1 protein-coding gene is annotated in these 720 nt (G+C 70.4%); it reads left to right on the forward strand.

The genetic code is table 11. The features are described 5' to 3' along the window. Positions 1–52: 52 nt before the first annotated feature. The coding region (locus tag P2Q66_RS17290) for a DNA-processing protein DprA (protein WP_275730134.1) at positions 53–720 on the forward strand (668 nt) is incomplete at its 3' end.

A 720-nucleotide genomic window follows, 5' to 3' on the forward strand; every position in this document is an offset into this window, starting at 1 on the left:
GTCACCTGAGCCGCCCCACCCACCACACTTCTCGGCAAGAAGGAGCAACACCATGAACGACCGCATTGCACGCGCAGCCCTGACCCGACTGTTCGAATCGAACGACACGGTTGGGCGGACCCTTGTGCGCAGGCTGGGCGCGTACGCCGCGCTGCGGCTCGCCACCGGCGCCCAACCTGCCCATCCCCTCCCGGACGTGACGGCCGAGGAACTGGCCGACGCGCTAAAACGCTGGGCGCCCCGCGTGCCGGAGCTGGACCCGGAAAAGGACCTGGCCACCATCGAACGCCTGGGCGGCGGTTTCCTCATCCCCGGGGATGAGCACTGGCCCACCGGCCTGGACGACCTCCCGGACGCCCCCTTCGGCCTCTGGTACCGGGGCAACATCGGGAACGGGATCCCCGACCCATCCAACTGCGCGGCACTGGCAGGCTCACGTGACTGCACGAGCTACGGCGCCGCCGTTACCGGTGACCTCGCTTACAGCCTGGCCCAGCGCGGAATCTGCGTCATCGCCGGTCTCGCCTACGGCATCGATGCCCACGCCCACCGCGCCGCACTGGCCGGAAGCACCGGAGAAGGCCCGGCCACAATCGCCGTCCTGGCCGGGGGACTGGACCGCGACTACCCATCCGGAAACGCCGACCTCGCCGCCGCGATCCGCGCCAACGGCCTGACCCTCTCCGAACTGCCCCCAGGATCGGCGCCCACCCGGTACCG

The sequence above is a fragment of the Arthrobacter sp. Cr_A7 genome (assembly GCF_029222765.1).
In the GTDB taxonomy this organism is placed as follows: domain Bacteria; phylum Actinomycetota; class Actinomycetes; order Actinomycetales; family Micrococcaceae; genus Arthrobacter.